The sequence below is a fragment of the Kutzneria kofuensis genome, assembly GCF_014203355.1.
Classification (GTDB): Bacteria; Actinomycetota; Actinomycetes; order Mycobacteriales; family Pseudonocardiaceae; genus Kutzneria; species Kutzneria kofuensis.
On record NZ_JACHIR010000001.1, the window covers coordinates 426,178 to 443,302 of the forward strand.

Consider the following 17,125-nt stretch of genomic DNA (forward strand, 5'->3'; position numbering starts at 1 on the left):
CTCGTGCAATGACGGACGAGAGGAACACCCGTGACCATCTCCCGCAGGAGGTTCCTAGGCTCCACGGCGGCGGCGACCGCGTTGGCGGCGTTACCCCTGACCGCCGGCCGAGCCGGTGCGGCCAGTCCGCCGGGCGACGTCGTCGGCAAGATCACCGTCGGCTACCAGGGCTGGTTCGCCTGCGCCGGCGACGGCGCGCCGATCAACGCCTGGTGGCACTGGAGCAACGACTGGGGCCAGCCGCCGTCGCCCACCAACAACTGGATCAACGTCTGGCCGGACATGCGCGAGTACACCCGCGGCTACCCGACGGCGTACGCGAACCTCGGCAACGGCCAGCCGGCCACGCTGTTCTCCTCCTACGACCAGCAGGCCGTGGACACGCACTTCGCGTGGATGCGCCAGTACGGCTGCGACACCGCCGCGCTGCAACGCTTCAACCCCAACGGCGGCGAGGGCGCCACCCGGGACGCGGTGGCGGCCAGGGTCCGCTCGGCGGCCGAAAGCCACGGCGTGAAGTTCTACATCATGTACGACGTCTCGGGCTGGACGACCATGCAGCCCGAGATCAAGGCCGACTGGACCAACAAGATGTCCGCCCACACGGCGTCGTCGGCCTATGCCCGGCAGAACGGCAAACCCGTCGTCTGCATCTGGGGATTCGGCTTCAACGACGGCAATCATCCCTGGGACGCCGGCACCTGCCTGGACGTGATCAACTGGTTCAAGGGCCAGGGCTGCTACGTGATCGGCGGCGTGCCAAGGGAATGGCGCGTCGGCGGCGCCGGCACCCGCACCGGGTTCATCGACACCTACCACGCGTTCAACATGATCTCACCGTGGATGGTCGGCGCCATCAGCGACGCGGCCGGCTCCGACAACATCTACAACACCATCAACATCGGCGACCAGGCCGACTGCAACAGCCACGGCATCGACTACCAGCCCTGTGTGCTGCCCGGCGAGGTGCACGCCCGGCAGCGCGCGCACGGCGACTTCATGTGGCGGCAGTTCTACAACATGGTCCGCGTCGGCGCGCAGGGCATCTACATCTCGATGTTCGACGAGTACGGCGAGGGCAACCAGATCGCCAAGTCGGCGGAGAACTCCTCGATGCTGCCGACGAATTCGGGCATGCTGGCGCTGGACGAGGACGGCACGCCCTGCTCGTCCGACTACTACCTGCGGCTCACCGCCGACGGCGGCCGGATGCTCAAGGGCCAGATCGCTCTGACCCCGACGCGTCCGACGCCGCCGGTGATCGGCAGCGGCGACACGCAGGCGCCGTCCGTCCCGAGTGGACTGCACGTCACCGCGCACACGGCGACGTCGGTCAGCCTGGCCTGGACCGCCGCCACGGACAACGTCGGCGTCACCGGCTACCGGATCTTCGCCAACGGGACCCAGGTCGGCAGCACGGCGTCGACCTCCTTCACCGTCAACGGGTTGACGCCGTCGACCGGGTACAGCTTCACCGTCACCGCGCAGGATGCCGCCGGAAACTCCTCCCCTGCCTCGGCGGCCGCCTCCGTGACAACCGATCCCGGCGGCAACACCAACCTGGCGCTGAACCGGCCCACCGCCGAGTCCAGCCACACCCAGGTGTACGGGTCCGGCAACGCTGTCGACGGCAACTCCGGCACGTACTGGGAAAGCGCCAACAACGCGTTCCCGCAGTGGCTCCAGGTCGACCTCGGCGCGGTGACACCGGTGAGCCGGATCGTGCTCGCGTTGCCACCGTCACCGGCCTGGGGCGCCCGCACGCAGACACTGACCGTCGCCGCGTCGAACGACGGCGGCAACTTCAGCACCCTGGTCGGTTCCGCCGGCTACACCTTCGATCCCAACACCGGCAACACGGTCACCATCCCCGTGCCGGCCGGCAGCCGGCGGTACCTGCGGCTGACGTTCACCGCGAACACGGGCTGGCCGGCCGGCCAGGTCTCCGAGTTCCAGGTGTACGCCTAGCCGATCCACACCGCCTTGGCGTTGCAGAACTCCTTGATGCCCACGGCGGAGAGCTCCCGGCCGTAACCGGAGTTCTTCACGCCGCCGAAGGGCAGGTGCGGGTACGAGGTCACCATGCCGTTCACGAAGACCAGGCCCGCCTGCAGATCACGGACGAAGCGGTCGCGCTCACCGGCGTCGGACGTCCAGGCGTTCGCACCGAGACCGAAGGTGGTCGCGTTGGCCAGCGCGACCGCTTCGTCGTAACTGTCCACTCGGTACAGTGCGGCGACCGGCCCGAAGACCTCCTCCTGGAACATCCGCATCCGCTCGGTGACGCCGGTGACCACCGTCGGCGGGTACCACCAGCCGTCCTGTTCCGGCACCTCGCCACCGACCAGCACCCGCGCGCCGCCCTCGACGGCGTCCGCGACCAGCTCGGCGACGTCGGACCGGCCCTGCTCGGTCGCCAGCGGCCCCACGTCGGTGGACTCGTGCATCGGGTCGCCGACCGTCAGCTGGGACATCGCCTTCACGAAGTGCTCGGTGAACTCGTCGTAGGCGTCCTTGTGCACGATGAAGCGCTTCGCGGCGATGCAGCTCTGGCCGTTGTTCTGGCAACGCGCCGTAGCCGCGACCTCGGCCGCGCGGGCCAGGTCGGCGCTCGGCATCACCACGTACGGGTCGGATCCGCCCAGCTCGAGCACCGTTTTCTTGAGATGCTTGCCGGCCTCCGCGGCCAGCGACCGGCCGGCGCCCTCACTGCCCGTGAGCGTCGCCGCCTGCACGCGATCGTCCGCGATGATTCCGGCGACGGCCTGCGAGCCCACCAGCAGGGTCTGGAACGCCCCGTCGGGGAAGCCCGCCCGGGCGAACAGTTCGCCCAGGTAGAGGGCCGTTTGCGGGACGTTGGAGGCGTGCTTGAGCAGCCCCGCGTTGCCGGCCATCAGTGCCGGCGCGGCGAAGCGCACCACCTGCCAGAGCGGGAAGTTCCAGGGCATCACCGCCAGCACCACACCCAGTGGCTGGTACGTCACGTACGCGTTCTTCGCCTTCACCGCCTCGGCGTCCGCCGGCACGTCGGCGAGGAAGGCCTCCGCGTGCTCCGCGTAGAACCGCATCGCCGTCGCGCACTTCGTCGCCTCCGCCTTGGCCGCGGCCAGCGTCTTGCCCATCTCCGTCGTCATCGTCCGGGCGATGTCGTCCCCGTCGGAGTCGAGAAGATCGGCCGCCGCCCGCATCCAGACCGCGCGCTGGGCGAAGGTGGTTCGGCAGAGCTCCTCGAAGCCCGCACGGGCGTTCGCGATCCGGCGCTCGACCTCGGCGTCGGTGTGCGGCTCGAAGGTGCGTTCCGTCTGCCCCGTGGTCGGGTTCACCGTAGCGATCGCCATGCCGACGGGTGCCCCTCCGGCCGTTCGCCAAACCCCCACGCCTGGCGCTTCCGACCGATCTCGCTCACCATGGTGGGGACCGTCAGCCCTGGTCAGCGGCCGGAGGGGTGAGCACCATGCGGGCGATGTGGAAGGGGACGGTGGCCTTCGGTCTGGTCGCCATCCCGATCAATCTGTACGCGGCCACCGAGAACAAGGGCGTGCAGCTGCGGCAGGTGCACGAGAGCGACGGCGGCCGCATCCAGTACAAGCGGTGGTGCTCCGTCGAGGACGTCGAGGTGCCCTACGCCGAGATCGCCAAGGGCTACGAGCTCGAGGACGGGCGCATGGTCGTGCTCACCGACGCCGAGCTGTCCAGTCTGCCCCTGCCCACCCAGAAGACCATCGACGTCGTCGAGTTCGTGCCGCTGGCCGCCATCGACCCCCTCTTCTTCGACAAGGCCTACTACCTGGAACCCCAGAAGGCCGCCGTCAAGCCCTACGTGCTGCTCCGCGACGCCCTGCACAAGTCCGGCCATGTCGCCATCGCCAAGGTCGCCTTGCGGCAGCGGGAGGTGCTCGCCGTCCTTCGCGTGCACAACGACGTGCTGACCATGTCCACCATGCTCTGGCCCGACGAGGTTCGCACCCCCGACTTCTCCTTCCTGCAACAGGATCCGCCGCAGGTGCGGGAGCAGGAGCTCACCATGGCCGGGCAGCTCATCGACTCCCTCGCCGAGCCCGTGTTCGAGCCCGACCGCTACCAGGACAGCTACCGCCAGGCGCTGGAGAACCTGATCGAAGCCAAGGTCGAGGGCGAGGAAGTCACCACGCCGCCCGGCGTCGAGCAGACCGCCGAGGTGGTGGACCTGATCAGCGCCTTGCAGGCCAGCGTGAACGCCGCCAGCCGGTCCAAGACGCCGGCGAAGTCCCGCAGCCGCAAGCCGGCGGAGAAGAAGGCGACGCCCGAGAAGAAACCCCCGGCGAAGCGCCGCCCGACCCGCAGCGCCTGACCCCCGCGAGTCACGTTCTGGGGCACACCGAATGGAGGTTTCGAGCAGAACTGAGTCTCGAGGCTCAGTTCTGCTCGGTTCTTACATTCGGTGTGCCTGAAAGCGTGACTCGCGGGGGTTCCATACACCTACTCACCTCCGAGCCGTCGGGCACCCCGGCCGCGACACGCCGGGTGGTTGTGCGAGACTCTTCGGCCTCGCGGTGGTAGCAAGAAAACCCGTGAGAGCCAATCGCACGGAGGGCACAACGATGGAGTGCGTGAACTGCACTCGGGGTCTGGACCACTGCCACGGCACGCTGATCGTGCACACCACCGAGTTCACCGAGTGCACCGAGCTGATGTGCGAGAACCTGGACGGGTCGCGCCACCTGGCGATCGTGGACTGCAGCGCGGTGGACGGCGGCTGCGACTGCGTGTCGGTGCTGGACGTGGAGATCCACGAGCACCACGACAACGTGGCCTAGAACTACATCCGACGGCAGCGGGCGTCGCCGAAGCAGTAGACGCCGAAGGCGGCGAAGCCCAGGGCGACGGCGACGAGCAGCACGACGCCGAACGGCTGGCCGGCCAGGGTGTGCAGCGCCTTGTCCAAGCCCCCGGTCTGGCTCGGGTCGGCGGTGATCGCGGCGATGGCGGTGAGCACGCCGATCACGCCGTAGGCGACTCCCTTGGCGATGTAGCCGACGATGCCGAGCAGCTCGACGATGTGTCCGGTCTTCGGCGGCAGCTTCGTGAGCTCCAGGTCCTCGAGGAACTTCCGCGACGCCCCACGGTAGGCGATCACCCCGGCGGCGATCAGGATCACCACGGCCACGGCGACCACCAGCGCCTGCCCCGCGGGCAGGCCGAGCAGGGTCGCGGTCGCGTCCTGCTCTCCCTGGTTGCCGGAGCTGCCACCGCCGGAGACGGTCAGCTTGATCGCGTACGCCGCGAGCCCCAGCACCACCACGCCGCGGCCGGCGACCCCGAGCCGGCGCCGCAGTCGCTTCTTCTCGTCCTGCATCCACTGGTAACCGGCCGCCGCGGCGAGCAGCTGCCACAGGCCGAACCCGAGCAGGGCCACGGCCAGGATCCATAACAGCACCTCGCCGAAGGGCTGTGCGGCTATCGCCGACACCGCGCCCTTCTGGTCGGCCTCGCCACCGCCGCCGAACGCCACCTGGGCCGCGAGCCACGCGACCACCAGGTGCACCACGCCGTATCCGCTCATGCCGAGCCGGCCGATGATCTGCACCGGCCGGCTCGTCTCCGCCTGTCGCGCTTCTTGCGTCGCTCTACCCATGCCGCCGGGATTCCCTTGGCGCGACATGGCCAAAACGTCAACCAGGCAGAATGCCGCGGATGAACGCCGCCTGACCGGCGTGCTGGATGTCGTCGTCGAGCACGCTCACCAGGCGCACACCGAGCGTCACGGGCGGGTCCCAGTTGTCGTCGACGACGCGGTCCAGGTCGGGATCGGTCAGCTTCGCGACGTACGCGATGGTCCGCGCGTACACGGCGTCGAAGTAGCCGGCCAACAGGTCGGCGTCGACCGACACCGCCGCGACCTCGTCGGAGTCCTGCGCGTAGCCGGTGGCGTCCTCGGCGAAGGGCAGCGCGAAGCGGCCGGCCCAGCCGTCGGCGATCCACGCCTGCTCGGCGCCGGCGACCTCGGACACGTGGTCGTCCTGCACGCGCGTGAGGTGCCACACCAGCCAGGCGATGGAGTTGGCCTCCGGGGTGGCCCGCCACGACAACTGGTCGGCGTTGAGGCCGTCCAGCACCTCATGCACGACGCCGTGCACCCGGCCGAAGCCGTCGGTGAGCAGCTCGGCAACGTTCACTGCGTGTTCTCCCTCCCATGGGCCAGGAACACGGCGGACATGTCGCTGTCGCCGTGCCCGGCGGCAGCCGCGGCGCGGTACTGCTCGTGAATGGCGGTCATCAGCCGGTCGTCGGCGCCGGCGTCCCGCAGCGCGGCGGCGATCAGCCCGGCGTCCTTGACGGCGCCGTCGAGGCTGAACGCGGCCGGGAACTCGCCTGCGATCATCGCCTTGCCCTTGAGCTGCGCATACCCGTTGTCCAGGCCGCCGCCGGAGATCAGGTCCAGGAACAGTTGCGGGTCCAGCCCCAGGTTGCGGGTCAGCGCCAGCGCCTGCGCGGTGCCGGCGGTCAACGCCAGTACCCACGAGTTGGCGGCCAGCTTGAGCCGGTGCCCGTCGCCGGGCCGCGGCCCCACCCACAAGGTGCGCGTGCCGATGGCGTCGAGAACGGGGTCGAGGCTGCCTCGCAACGACGGGTCGCCGCCGGCGAGCACGATGAGCTTGCCGTCCTCGGCGGGCTGGCGGCTGCCGAGCACGGGGGCGTCCACGAACGGCACATTGTGCTTTGCTGCCAAGGCGGCAAGCGCGTCCACGCCGTCGAGGCCGACGGTGGCGCACTGCAGCCACACGGCGCCGGGCTTGAGCGAGCCGACGGCCTCGGCCATGACGGCGCCGACGGATTCGGCGTCGAACAGCATGGTCACCACGACGTCGGCGCCGGACACCGCGGAACCCGGGTCCTCGGCGACGGTCGCGCCGTCGGCGGCCAGCGGACGGGCCTTCTCCGCACTGCGGTTCCACACCGTCACCGCCAACCCGGCCCGGAGCAGGCTGCGGGCCATGCCGGCCCCCATCAACCCGGTCCCGAGCAGCGCCACTGCCTTCGTCACGACCACGACTCCTCTCCCACGCGAGCGGTACAGCTGTACCGCAGCGTCAGCGTCACGGGCAAGATCACTGCAGGGCCGGCGCGACGCCGTACGCGGCGCGAGCGTAGGCGCGTGACGTGTCCGCGGCCACCCGTTCCCAGGAGTAGCGGGCACAAGCACGGTCCCGGCCGGCGGCGCCGAAAGCCTCCCGCAGCGCGGAATCGGCCAGCATGTGTCGAACAGCACGCAGCAGGTCGGCCGGACGTAGCGGCGGCACGAGCATTCCGGTCACCTCGTGGACGACGGTGTCGACCAAGCCGCCGACCGCGGAGGCGACAACCGGCACACCGCTGGCCATCGCCTCCAACGCGATGGTGCCGAAGGTGCTTCGGGCCGGCGTGCACACGACGACGTCGGCGGAACGGTACAGGGCGGGCATGTCGTCGACCGGCCCCAGCAGGTGTACCCGGTCCTCGACGCCGTAATGTCGAGCACACCGCATCAACCGGTTGGCCTCGGGATTGGCGTCGACGGGGCCGCCGGCGATGACGAACTCGGTGTCCGCGAGGGCGGGCAGCACGCTGACGATGAGGTCGAACCGGTTGTGCACGGCCAGATCGCCGACGGCGAGCAGCCGAAAGTGCTCGCCCTTGGCCGCGGCCGGCCCGTACGGGGTGAACAGCTCGTGATCGACGCCATGAGGAACGATCGTGATCCGGCTGCGCGGCACTCCCAGCGCGGCGAGCCGCCGGACCTGCGCGCCGCCGGCCGCCAGCACCCGGTCGATCCGCCGGCACACCAGGCGTTCCAGGCGCCGTACGTCGGCGTCGCCGCTGGCGGCGGTCGGCACGGTCAGCACCTTGGCGATGGGCCGGTCCCCGATCGCCAGCGCGGCCGCCATGCCGGACAGCCAGGAATGCGCGTGCACCACCTCGGGCGGTTCCGTCCGCCAGCTCTCGCGCAACCGGTCCACGAGGTCGGCGTCCACCCCGTCGTGACCGTGCACGACCACCTCGTGTCCCTGCGCGGCCAGCGCCGAGGTCAGCGCGGTGAGGGGCCGCGACCGGTCGCCGACCATCGCCACTCTCACCCCGGCAGGCTTTCCGGTGTGCGGTCAGCCAAAACCTCGCGCAGGTCGAGGTCCATTGGAGACGGGTGTAAGCCGAGGCGGGCACGGGTAACCCCCGACCGTCATGAGAGGGTCGAATCTCACAGTCGAGGTGACGCATCGGGGGGACGCGGCGATCGTCCGGCTCAGCGGCGAGATCGGCCTGCGCACGGTGGCGCACCTGCGGTCCGCGCTGCTCAAATGCCTGGCCGACGAGCCGTCCGGGGTGATCGTGGAACTCGACGGGACGACCGTCGGCGCGCCGATCGCGCTGGGCGCCTTCGGCGCGCTGGCCCGCAAGGCCGCCCAGTGGCCGGGTGTGCTCGTCGCGCTGGCCGTCTCGGACGGGCCGGTGCGGGATCTGTTGCATCACATGGCTTTGGACCGTGTCGTGCCGACGTTCGCCACCGTCGCGGAGGCCCTTCGATCGCTGGGAGCGATGCCACCACGCCGGCACGCCGCCGTGGACCTGCCCGCCGATGTCTCCAGCGCGGCGCTGGCCCGCCGGTTCGTCACGGACACGTGCGCCGGCTGGGGTGTCGACGGGTTGGCCGCGGACGCCTGCTTCATCGCGTCGGAACTGGTGGAGAACGCCGTTCGGCACGGGCAGTCCCGCCCCCGGCTGCGAATGAACCTGCGCCGTGGAGTCCTCACCATCGCGGTCCGTGACGACGCTCCCGCGCGGCCGGAGCGCCGCGCGGTGGGCGCGGCGCCGACCGGTGGCCGCGGCCTGTTCATGATCGACGCCATCGCCCGGGCCTGGGGTTATGCGCCGACCTGGGCCGGCGGCAAGGTCGTCTGGGCGGTGCTCGCCGACACTGCTTGCGCCGACAATCACCCGTAAGGGTGGATTGGCCCGCTCTTCATCGGTCCACTTGGGACGGTGGTGCGACGCTGGTGATCCACGCGGAGGAGGTCGCCCATGCGAATCGGCCGCATCCTGTCCCTGTCCGTGCTGCTGGTCGCCACCGTGGCGGTGCCGGTCGTGCGCGCCGGCGCCGACCAGGGCCCGCCGGCCGCCGCCCCGCTGCCGGCCGATGCCACCGCGCCGCTGCCCGGCGCGCCCACCTCACCGGCCGCGCCGCCGCCGGCCACCGCGCCCTCCCCGTCCACCACCGCTTCTCCCCTGCCCGACCAGCCGCCCGCACCCTCCGCTTCCCCGCTGATCCCGCCCCCACCCGTGGCCGGCGGCTCGAACTACGACTTCTACTACCTCAACGGCTGCTACCGCGAGCCGTACAACGTGATCAGCGGCTTCGCCAAGGCGCCGGACATGATCCGCTACCAGCTCGGCCAGATGCGCGCGGCCGGCCAGGACCGGCTCACCATCGGCGTTTTCCACCACCACGGCGAGGAATCCGGCGCGGTGATGGACTCCTCCGGCGGCACGCTGTCCGAGGCGGACCTGAAGAACCTGGCCGACCTGCTGGCCACCGTGAAGACGGCCGGCTTCGCCGAGGTGACGGTGGCGTTCAACTCCCAGTACCCCAGCAATCCCGACGGGTGGCGCAGCTGGCAGCAGAGCCTGTACGACGAGAACTGGCAGCTGATCCAGAAGGTGCGGGACGTCGTGGTCGCCGCGAAGCTGCCGTACCGGATCGATCTCGGCAACGAGCTGACGCCGTCCACCGGGCAGAGCCTGGTCGTCCGCTACGACCAGCAGCTGTGGCGGGACTACACCGCGAAGTACGGCCGCGACGACACCGTCGGCTTCTCCGTCAACAGCAACGATCCCGGCCAGATCCCCAATGTCGCCAAGGTGTACGGGGACAACCCGCCGCCCGTCTTCGACCTGCACATCTACGGCGACGAGTACGACCAGTTCGTCGGCGACGACCAGCAGCTGCGCCGGCAGGGCTACGGCAGCCAGCCGGTGATCATCGGCGAGTCGTTCTACAACGACCCGGTGGCCGCGGACGGCTTCGCCCGGGGCAGCAAGGAGAGCGGCCGGCGGATCCTGTACCTCACCCAGTGGCCGAAGACCAGGGAGAACGCTCCGCAGTGCGACCAGGTCGACGTGGCGCCGCCGCTGGACTTCTCCGCCTACCGGGCCGCGGGCTTCTGAGCGCCGTCATATAGGCGGCCACTTATCATCGACACCGTGACCAACCGTCTCGGCGACTACCTGCGGGCCCGGCGCGAGCAGGTCCGGCCCGCCGACGTCGGCCTGCCCGCGGGCGGCGGCCGGCGGCGGGTGCGGGGGCTGCGCCGGGAGGAGCTGGCCCTGCTGGCCGGTATCAGCAGCGACTACTACATGCGGCTGGAGCAGGGCCGGGACCAGCACCCGTCCGGGCAGGTGCTGGACGCGCTGGCGACCGTCCTGCGGCTGGACCCGGAAGCCACCGCCTACCTGCACGAACTGGCCCGGCCGGTGGCACCGTGGCGCAGCGGGCAGGTGCCGGCCAGCATCCTGCAGCTCATCGCGAGCTGGCCGGCCACGCCCGCGTACGTGCAGGACCGGCTGACGAACGTGGTCGCGGCCAACCAGGCGGCCAACGCCCTGGCCCCGTGCTACTCGGTCGGCGTGAACCTGATGCGGACGGTGTTCCTTGACCCGGCCGAGCGGGAGTTCCGGCTGGACTGGGACGAGACCGTCGCCGACGGCGTGGCGATCCTGCGCGCCTCCTTCGGCGCCGACCTCGACGACCCGGACCTGGTGGAGCTGGTCCAGGACCTGTCCGCGCGCAGCGAGCGGTTCCGGGAGCTGTGGGCGTTGCACGAGGTGAAGGCCCGTGCCGGGCACATGGTCCGCTTTGCCCACCCGGTGGCCGGCGAGCTGGAGTTGCACAGCGAGAAGCTGCCCATCGCCAGCACCTCGCTGACACTCGTGGTGTTCCACGCCGAGGCCGGCACCACCAGCGCCGCCGCTCTGGAGCGGCTCACCGCGGGGCAGGCCTCGCCGGCGTAGGCGAGTCCAGCCATGGTGCACAGTGGACGCATGCGCAAGTGGGGGCTGGGGTTCTGGCGGTCGTGCGTCCTGGTGGCGGTCAGCTTGCTGGTGCCGGCCGTCTGGGCGGCGGCCGTGGGGCTGTGGCTGTGGTGGGGCGGCGGCCCGTGGTCGTGGATCGCGCCGTTCGTGTGGGCCGCGATCGGCACGCTCCTGCTGTGCCGCCCGGTGTGCCGAATGTTCCGATCGCTCGTCGCGAGGTGGACGGGCGTCGAGATCCCGGACGGTTACCGGCCGGCCGGCACGGTGACGCAGCTGTCGACCGGGTACTGGTGGAACGGCCACGCCTATCACCGCACCGCTCGGGACGCCCGCCAGGAGCTCTGGTGGCGGAGCCGCTGGACCGATCCAGCCGGCTGGCGCGACCTGCGGTTCGTGGGCATCGCCCCGTTCACGATCGGCCTGGTCGCGGCCGTCCCGCCGGCCGGCGTCGTGCTGGCCGGCCTCGGCTACTACCCCCTGGTCGTGACGGTCGTCGCCGCCCCGTACGCCTGGCGGATCGTCGAGCCGGTGACGGCCCGGTTCCTGCGCCCGTCGCCGACCATGGCGCTCGCCGACCGGGTCGACGAGCTGACGGCCCAGCGCGCCGACACGACCGTCGCCCAGGCCGCCGAGATCCGCCGCATCGAACGGGACCTGCACGACGGCGCGCAGGCCCGCCTGGTCGCGCTCGGGATGTCCCTGGCGACCGCGGAGAAGCTGATGCGGACCAATCCCGATCAAGCGGTCGCGTTGCTACGCGAGGCCCGTGCCGGCGCGGCCGCGTCACTGAGCGAACTCCGTGACCTGGTAAGGGGAATCAGCCCGCCGGTGCTGACCGAACGCGGGCTGGTCGACGCGGTGCGGGCGCTCGCCCTGGACAGCCCGCTCGATGTGAGTGTCGAGGCGGATCTCCCGACACGCCTCGATCCGCCGATCGAATCCGCCCTGTACTTCGGGATCGCCGAGCTGCTCACCAACGTCGCCAAGCACGCGCACGCGTCCCACGCGCGAATCTCCCTGGCCCGCAACGAAAACGCGCTCGTCGTCGAGGTCGAGGACGACGGCCGCGGCGGCGTCACCGAAGCCGGCGGGCTCACCGGCCTGCGCCGTCGACTCGCGGTCTTCGACGGGATTCTGGAGATCACCAGCCCCGCCGGCGGCCCCACTCAGGCCCGAATGATCATCCCCCACCGCGACGATCCGTAACCGCCACCCCCACGAGTCACCCCTCCTGACGGTCGGAACGGACCATTCCACAACTCGGAGTTGAGGAATGGTCCGTTCCCAGCATCACGGGCGGTTACTCAGGGTCAGCGGTATTCCTCGGGGTCCAGCGGCACGGGCTCGTCGAGCTCCTCGGGCGCGTCCGGGTCGTCCGGCGCGACCGGTCCCGAGCCGTGCCCCGGCCGGGGATCGGCGATGGGCCGGCTCTCGTCCGGCTGGGGCTCCGGGTCGATCGGCGGAACGGTCATGGCCTCACCTCGATCGGGATAGTCATGGCCTCATCACCACGATGGAACGCGAGGCCCCGCCGATGCTTCGCCCGGTTGGCGGATTTCGATCGCCGCCACCCAACGCACTCACCACATAAGCCGGCGCGGCGGTCGAAATCCGGCAAGGGCGAGGCATCGGCCCCCGAAGGGGCCGAGCCCCGCGCGGCACGCGCGGCACGAACACTGTCATGGCCGCATCCACGGGACGGCCGGGCCCGGCATGCCGGGGTAGATCGGCCGGTCCTCGGTGTCCGCCGGGTCGTGCTGGGCGGCCTCGTCGTCCCGGGCCGGCGGGTGTGGCATCGGCGTCTGCGGCGGCGGGTCGATGTTGCCGCGCCAGGCGCCCGTCTCGTGCCCCTGCTCCTCGATGTACTGCTTGAACCGCTGCAGGTCGCCGCTGATCCGGGTGCCGACGATGCCGAGCGCCGCGCCGGCCTTCTCGGTGATCGTCTCGGGCTCGAACTCCATCTGCAGGCTGACCCGCGTGGAGTGCTCGTCGAGCCGGTGGAACGTCACGACGCCGCCGTGCGAGGGACCCTCGGTGGTGTGCCAGGCGACCCGCTCGTCCGGGTGCTGCTCGGTGATCTCCGCGTCGAACTCGCGGTGCGCGCCGGCGACGGTGGTCTCCCAGTGCGTGTGGCGGTCGTCGAGCTGGATGACCCGCTCCACGCCCTCCATGAAGTAGGGGAACGACTCGAACTGCGTCCACTGGTTGTAGGCGGTGCGCACGGGCACCCGAACATCGATCGTCTTCTCGATGCTGGTCATCGCTCGCTGCTCCTCTCTTCGCAATTCGGGTACCCGGGTGGCCGCAGCTTTATCCCGGGCGTTTTCCCCGGTGCCGGACGCGGTACCCAGGAACCGGGTGGTCCGTGCGGTCGGGCCGGTGGGTGAAGTGGAGCTGTCGATGTTGAGCCAAAACGAGCGCCGCCAGTTGGAGGAGATCGAGCGGCGGCTGGCGAACGAGGACCCGCAGCTGGCGAGTCGGCTGACGCTGAACTGGGTGGTTCGTCACCGGTGGATCGTGCTCGCGACGAGTATTCTCGGGGCTGCCCTGTTCGTGCTGGGTTGCGTGTGCCTGAGCGGCACGCTCGCCATCTGGGGCTTCGTGATGGCGGCCGTGGGCTCCGGCCTGCTGTTCCGGTACCGCACCCGCAGGCGCAGCTGAGGGGAGTTTCCGCGTGCTCGGTGTCCCGGATACCACCAGGGCACTGCTGTTCGACATGGACGGCGTGCTGACGAAGACCGCGGTGGTGCACGCGAAGGCGTGGCAACAGGCCTTCGACGAGTTCCTCGCCTCCCGCGGCGACCCGTACGAGCCGTTCGACCCCGTGGACGACTACGACGAGTACGTGGACGGCAAGCCGCGAGCCGACGGAGTGCGCTCCTTTCTCACCTCCCGGGGCATCGAGTACGACGAGGAGACGGTCCGCCGCATCGGCGACCACAAGAACGACCTGGTGCAGGAGCTGATCCGCCGGGACGGCGTGGAGGCCTACGAGGGCTCCCGCCAGTATCTGGACGCGGCGGTGGCCGCCGGCCTGCCGAGGGCGGTCGTCTCCTCCAGCGCCAACACCCACGAGGTCCTCGTCGCCGCCGGCCTGGACGGGTACTTCCAGGCCGAGGTGGACGGCATCGTGGCCGCCGTGCGCCGGCTGAAGGGCAAGCCGGCGCCGGACACGTTCCTCGCCGCCGCCAAGGAGCTCGGCGTGGACCCGGCGCAGGCCGTGGTGTTCGAGGACGCTCTGGCCGGCGTCGAGGCCGGCCATGCCGGCGAGTTCGGATTCGTAGTCGGCGTCGACCGGGTCGGCCAGGCCGACGCGCTGCGCCGGCACGGCGCCGACATCGTCGTCAAGGACCTGGCGGACCTGCTGTGATCCCCAACCCCGACTTTCTCGTCGAGCCGTGGCGGCTACGCGAGTGCACGCTCAACCTGGACCTGCTGGCCCAGGGTGAGTCGCTGTTCGCGCTGTCCAACGGCCACATCGGCTGGCGCGGCAACCTGGACGAGGGCGAGCCGCACGCGCTGCCCGGCAGCTACCTCAACGGGGTGCACGAGGTGCGCCCGCTGCCGTACGCCGAACGCGGCTACGGCAACCCCGAGTCCAGCCAGACGGTCATCAACGTCACCAACGGCAAGGTGATCCGGCTGCTCGTCGACGACGAGCCGCTCGACCTGCGCTACGGCACGCTGGTCAGCCACGAGCGCACCCTCGACTTCCGCACCGGCACGCTGGTCCGCGAGATCCACTGGGTCTCGCCGGCCGGCAAGGCGGTCAAGGTCCGCACCACCCGGCTCGTCTCCTTCACGCAGCGGGCCGTGGCCGCGATCGGCTACGAGGTGGAGGCCGTCGACAAGCCGGTGCGGGTGGTGATCCAGTCCGAGCTGATCGCCAACGAGCAGCTCCCGGCGCAGTCGGACGACCCGCGGTCCTCGGCCGTGCTGGAACGGCCACTGACGTCGGTGATGCATGCGGCGCACGGCAGCAAGGCGGTCCTGGTGCACCGCGTCGAGCACAGCGGGCTGGGCGTCGCGGCGGCGATGGACCACACCGTGTTCGGCGAGGACGAGCTGCCCTGCCAGACCGAGATCGAACCGGACCTCGGCCGGTTCTCCGTCGGCAACCGGCTGGTCCCGGGGCAGAAGCTGGGCTTCGCCAAGTTCGTCGCCTACGGCTGGTCGAGCACCCGGTCCGTGCCGGCGCTGCGGGACCAGGTCGAGGCGGCCCTGGCCGCGGCCAAGGTGACCGGCTGGGACGGCCTGGTCGCCGAGCAGCGGGAGTTCCTGGACGCGTTCTGGCGGGACGCCGACGTGGAGGTGGTCGGCGACGCCGAGGTGCAGCAGGCGGTCCGGTTCGCCCTGTTCCACGTGCTGCAGGCCGGCGCTCGCGGCGAGCGGCGGGCCATCGCGGCCAAGGGCCTGACCGGCCCCGGCTACGACGGCCACGCGTTCTGGGACACCGAGCTGTACGTGCTGCCGGTGCTGACGTACACGTATCCGGAATCGGTCGCGCATGCCCTGTGGTGGCGGCACGACACCATGCCGCTGGCCCAGGAACGCGCCCAGCAGCTGGGTTTCGAGGGCGCCGCGTTCCCGTGGCGGACGATCACCGGCGCGGAGTGCTCCGGCTACTGGCCGGCCGGCACCGCCGCGTTCCACCTGAACGCCGCCGTCGCCGCCGCGGTCACCCGGTACGTGAGCGCCACCGGCGACGAGGACTTCGCTGCCACCGCCGGCATCGAGCTGCTGGTGCAGACCGCGCGGCTGTGGCGGTCGCTGGGGCACCACAACAGCGAGGGCCGGTTCTGCATCGACGGCGTGACCGGCCCCGACGAGTACAGCGCCATCGCCGACAACAACGTCTACACGAACCTGATGGCCAAGCGGAACCTGCTGGCCGCCTACGAGTACGTGCACAAGTTCCCGGACCGGGCCCGGGAGCTGGGCGTGGACGAGGAGGAGGCGGCGGCCTGGCACGACGCCGCCAAGGCGGTCCTCGTCCCGTACGACACGGCGTTGGGCGTGCACCCGCAGTCCGACGGCTTCACCCGGCACCAGGAGTGGGACTTCGCCACGTCGAAGTACCCGCTGCTGCTGCACCACCCGTACTTCGACATCTACCGCAAGCAGGTGGTCAAGCAGGCCGACCTGGTGCTGGCGATCATGCAGTGCCCCGAGGAGTTCACGGCCGAGCAGAAGGCCCGCGACTTCGACTACTACGAGCGGATCACCGTGCGCGACTCGTCGCTGTCGGCGTGCGTGCAGGCGGTGGTGGCCGCCGAGGTCGGGCAGTTGCAGCTGGCCCATGACTACCTGGCCGAGGCGGCGCTGATGGACCTCGCCGACCTGGAGCACAACACCTCCGACGGCCTGCACATCGCCTCGCTGGCCGGGGCGTGGATCGCGCTCGTCAACGGCCTCGGCGGCCTGCGCCAGGACGGCGACGGCATGCTGCGCTTCGCGCCGCGCCTTCCGCCGGGCCTGTCCCGGCTGCGATTCTCGGTGCGGCAGCGGAGTTCGCGGGTGCGGGTGACCGTCACCCCGTCCTCAGCGCGGTACGAGGTGGACGGCCCCGACGACCTGACGATCGTCCATCATGGACGGACGGTGCACCTCGCTTCCCCGCAGGAGCTGCCCATTCCGCCCGCGCCGCGGGTGCGCCCCAGCGAGCAGCCGCCGGGCCGCGCGCCGCGGCGCCGGGACCAGGCCGAGGACGGCTGATCGCATGGGGTGGAACGACCTGAGCCCGCACCGCCGCCGTCAGCTGGCGGCGCTGGGCATCGTGCAGGTCCTGCTCGCCGTGGCCGCCTGGGTGGATCTCGCGATCCGCCCGGCGGCCAAGGTGCGCGGCCCGAAGTGGGTGTGGACGCTGGTGATCGGCGTCAACTTCGTCGGGCCGCTGGCCTACTTCGGCTGGGGCCGATCTTCCGCACAACGTGATCTTCACGACGGTGAGGTCGCCTTTACCGATCAGTGATCGATCGGTCACTACCCGCCTCGGGTGCTCTGCTCCACTGTGACGCGCACGACGACGGTCAAACGGAGCAGTCCGGCTCCGTCCGCCGGCGTCACAGCGACAGCGGGGAGCTGA

18 protein-coding genes are annotated in these 17,125 nt (G+C 70.8%); 11 read left to right on the forward strand and 7 right to left on the reverse strand.

The genetic code is table 11. From position 1 onward, the window contains the following. The first annotated feature begins 30 nt into the window (after positions 1-30). Positions 31-1,968, forward strand: coding sequence for a discoidin domain-containing protein (locus BJ998_RS01865; RefSeq protein WP_184857899.1), 1,938 nt, complete (start codon positions 31-33; stop codon positions 1,966-1,968). Here BJ998_RS01865 and BJ998_RS01870 read toward each other — a convergent pair. Then, the gene (locus BJ998_RS01870; RefSeq protein ID WP_184857901.1) at positions 1,965-3,338 is read right to left on the reverse strand and encodes an NADP-dependent succinic semialdehyde dehydrogenase; all 1,374 of its coding nucleotides are present in this window, start codon (positions 3,336-3,338) and stop codon (positions 1,965-1,967) included. The genes BJ998_RS01865 and BJ998_RS01870 overlap by 4 nt on opposite strands. A 116-nt stretch (positions 3,339-3,454) precedes the next feature. Between BJ998_RS01870 and ku the strand changes: the two genes are divergently transcribed. Beyond that, positions 3,455-4,330 (forward strand): non-homologous end joining protein Ku, encoded by an 876-nt coding sequence (ku, locus tag BJ998_RS01875; protein ID WP_184857903.1) that lies wholly within the window; start codon positions 3,455-3,457, stop codon positions 4,328-4,330. Positions 4,331-4,580: 250 nt separating this feature from the next. After that, entirely contained in the window at positions 4,581-4,796 is a 216-nt protein-coding gene (locus BJ998_RS01880) for a hypothetical protein (protein WP_184868354.1), read from the forward strand. A 2-nt stretch (positions 4,797-4,798) separates the two neighbouring features. On the opposite strand, the gene BJ998_RS01885 is transcribed toward BJ998_RS01880, so the two are convergent. The 4 genes from BJ998_RS01885 to BJ998_RS01900 are packed head-to-tail and all read right to left on the reverse strand — an operon-like array spanning position 4,799 to position 8,093. Next, entirely contained in the window at positions 4,799-5,614 is an 816-nt protein-coding gene (locus tag BJ998_RS01885) for a DUF1206 domain-containing protein (RefSeq protein WP_246488497.1), read from the reverse strand. A 37-nt stretch (positions 5,615-5,651) separates the two neighbouring features. Further along, on the reverse strand, positions 5,652-6,155 hold the full coding sequence (locus BJ998_RS01890) for a mycothiol transferase (protein ID WP_184857905.1): 504 nt from the start codon (positions 6,153-6,155) through the stop codon (positions 5,652-5,654). Then, positions 6,152-7,030 (reverse strand): NAD(P)-dependent oxidoreductase, encoded by an 879-nt coding sequence (locus BJ998_RS01895; RefSeq protein WP_312889868.1) that lies wholly within the window; start codon positions 7,028-7,030, stop codon positions 6,152-6,154. Before BJ998_RS01895 ends, BJ998_RS01890 begins: the two co-directional genes overlap by 4 nt. 58 nt (positions 7,031-7,088) lie before the next feature. After that, a complete protein-coding gene (locus tag BJ998_RS01900; protein ID WP_184857909.1) occupies positions 7,089-8,093 on the reverse strand; it encodes a glycosyltransferase in 1,005 nt (334 codons plus the stop codon). Positions 8,094-8,223: 130 nt separating this feature from the next. Between BJ998_RS01900 and BJ998_RS01905 the strand changes: the two genes are divergently transcribed. The 4 genes from BJ998_RS01905 (at position 8,224) to BJ998_RS01920 (ending at position 12,246) form a co-directional block, all read left to right on the forward strand. After that, a complete protein-coding gene (locus tag BJ998_RS01905; protein WP_184857911.1) occupies positions 8,224-8,955 on the forward strand; it encodes an ATP-binding protein in 732 nt (243 codons plus the stop codon). Positions 8,956-9,033: 78 nt separating this feature from the next. Beyond that, positions 9,034-10,176, forward strand: coding sequence for a hypothetical protein (locus tag BJ998_RS01910; protein WP_184857913.1), 1,143 nt, complete (start codon positions 9,034-9,036; stop codon positions 10,174-10,176). Positions 10,177-10,212: 36 nt separating this feature from the next. After that, positions 10,213-11,019, forward strand: a complete 807-nt coding sequence (locus BJ998_RS01915) for a helix-turn-helix transcriptional regulator (protein WP_184857915.1) — start codon at positions 10,213-10,215, stop codon at positions 11,017-11,019. Between the two features lie 30 nt (positions 11,020-11,049). Next, complete coding sequence (locus tag BJ998_RS01920; protein WP_246488499.1) at positions 11,050-12,246, forward strand: sensor histidine kinase; 1,197 nt, start codon at positions 11,050-11,052, stop codon at positions 12,244-12,246. 104 nt (positions 12,247-12,350) lie between these two features. Here BJ998_RS01920 and BJ998_RS01925 read toward each other — a convergent pair whose 3' ends face one another. Both BJ998_RS01925 and BJ998_RS01930 read right to left on the reverse strand, forming a co-directional pair. Further along, positions 12,351-12,512 (reverse strand): hypothetical protein, encoded by a 162-nt coding sequence (locus tag BJ998_RS01925; RefSeq protein ID WP_184857919.1) that lies wholly within the window; start codon positions 12,510-12,512, stop codon positions 12,351-12,353. Between the two features lie 207 nt (positions 12,513-12,719). Beyond that, positions 12,720-13,301, reverse strand: a complete 582-nt coding sequence (locus tag BJ998_RS01930) for an SRPBCC family protein (protein WP_184857921.1) — start codon at positions 13,299-13,301, stop codon at positions 12,720-12,722. Between BJ998_RS01930 and BJ998_RS46995 the strand changes: the two genes are divergently transcribed. From BJ998_RS46995 to BJ998_RS01950, 4 genes are read left to right on the forward strand one after another with little or no spacing between them, the layout of a single operon-like run. Next, complete coding sequence (locus BJ998_RS46995) at positions 13,291-13,701, forward strand: DUF3040 domain-containing protein (RefSeq protein ID WP_246488500.1); 411 nt, start codon at positions 13,291-13,293, stop codon at positions 13,699-13,701. The two genes, BJ998_RS01930 and BJ998_RS46995, sit on opposite strands and share 11 nt — an antisense overlap. A gap of 13 nt (positions 13,702-13,714) precedes the next feature. After that, on the forward strand, positions 13,715-14,410 hold the full coding sequence (locus BJ998_RS01940) for a beta-phosphoglucomutase family hydrolase (RefSeq protein WP_312889869.1): 696 nt from the start codon (positions 13,715-13,717) through the stop codon (positions 14,408-14,410). After that, a complete protein-coding gene (locus BJ998_RS01945) occupies positions 14,407-16,755 on the forward strand; it encodes a glycoside hydrolase family 65 protein (protein ID WP_184857923.1) in 2,349 nt (782 codons plus the stop codon). Before BJ998_RS01940 ends, BJ998_RS01945 begins: the two co-directional genes overlap by 4 nt. 4 nt (positions 16,756-16,759) lie before the next feature. Further along, on the forward strand, positions 16,760-17,011 hold the full coding sequence (locus BJ998_RS01950) for a PLD nuclease N-terminal domain-containing protein (protein WP_184857925.1): 252 nt from the start codon (positions 16,760-16,762) through the stop codon (positions 17,009-17,011). Positions 17,012-17,125: the final 114 nt, after the last annotated feature.